The sequence below is a fragment of the Psychrobacter sp. Rd 27.2 genome (assembly GCF_001921755.1).
GTDB lineage: Bacteria > Pseudomonadota > Gammaproteobacteria > Pseudomonadales > Moraxellaceae > Psychrobacter > Psychrobacter celer.
This window is the reverse complement of sequence record NZ_MRYB01000032.1, coordinates 1-1,074: the sequence shown is the minus strand read 5'-3', so window position 1 is coordinate 1,074 and position 1,074 is coordinate 1. Positions and strand designations below refer to the sequence as shown.

Annotated in this window: 3 protein-coding genes; all 3 read left to right on the top strand. The window is 40.5% G+C overall.

Annotated elements, in window-relative coordinates:
• Positions 1 to 117 precede the first annotated feature (117 nt).
• The gene (locus BTV99_RS12455) at positions 118 to 429 is read left to right on the top strand and encodes a non-heme iron oxygenase ferredoxin subunit (RefSeq protein ID WP_075102675.1); all 312 of its coding nucleotides are present in this window, start codon (positions 118 to 120) and stop codon (positions 427 to 429) included.
• 27 nt (positions 430 to 456) lie between these two features.
• Positions 457 to 756 carry a recombinase-like helix-turn-helix domain-containing protein gene (locus BTV99_RS12450; RefSeq protein ID WP_075102674.1) on the top strand — a complete coding sequence of 100 codons (300 nt, stop codon included), beginning with the start codon at positions 457 to 459 and terminating at the stop codon, positions 754 to 756.
• Between the two features lie 61 nt (positions 757 to 817).
• A partial coding sequence (locus BTV99_RS12445) for a Rieske (2Fe-2S) protein (RefSeq protein WP_143507148.1) occupies positions 818 to 1,074 on the top strand: 257 nt, incomplete at its 3' end.

Sequence of the window (1,074 nt, the reverse complement as noted above, 5' to 3'; positions counted from 1 at the left end):
CATAAAGATTGGAACTGAAAGTTATTTAAATCACCGTTGACAACAACGGAAATTCTAAGCTATATTGTGTTTTACAAGTTAAACGATGTTTTATATACAAAACTAAGGATGGTTGAGATGGATTGGTTGCCTATATGTGATGTGTCGGAAGTCAACGAAGATGACCCTAAGTCCGTTGAGGTAAATGGTAAAAAGATTGGGGTCTTTCAAATCGAAGACGCCTATTTTGCAGTAGAAAATGTATGTCCACATGCTTATGCCCTGTTAACTGACGGCTTTATTGAAGATGAAACAGTAGAGTGTCCTTTACATGAAGCTATCTTTGAAATCAAAAGCGGCAAGTTGTTAAGTGGTCCTGCTGATCGCAATCTTTGTACTTATGCTTTAAAAATCGAAGCCGACAAAATATATCTTCAAGATAACGTCTAGAAAGGAAAGCCGACAAGGAGAGTGATAATGCAGCAATATAACGAGAGTCTAATCAGTTGGAAACAACATAAGCCTAGCAAAGAGGCAGGTATTAACAATATCCAGATGCCAGGTCAGCCAAAACTTATGGTTTGGCAAACTCGAGATCATGAGCCGACTGATTATGAGTTGTCTTTAGTCAAACATTTAATTACCGCGTTTTCATCGGGCGCTGAAACCTTAGAAGAAGTGGTTAGCGCTCTCAATGAGCAAGGAATGCTTCTTGGCGATGGCAGTGCATTTACCACGGAGTCATTTGAAAGAGAAATGGCACGGTTAGGATATTAATACGCTTGCAAAGCCAAGTACTTGCAAAATCAAGTAAGAGTCAAATAAGGAGCACAAGGTCGTGAGGAAATTTAATTCAGTAGATGAGTACTTATCATTTGGACTTAGAGAGCATTGGTATCCAGTTTTAGCTTCTTGGGAAATAGGCGCTAATCCAGTCGGCATTACCCGTTTGGGTGAGAATTTAGTGCTATGGAGAGATGAAGAAGGCGAAGTACACGCACTAGAAGACAGATGTCCGCATCGCGGCGCCAGACTGTCATTAGGTTGGAACTTAGGTAATAAGGTTGCTTGTTGGTATCACGGCGTAGAAGTTGA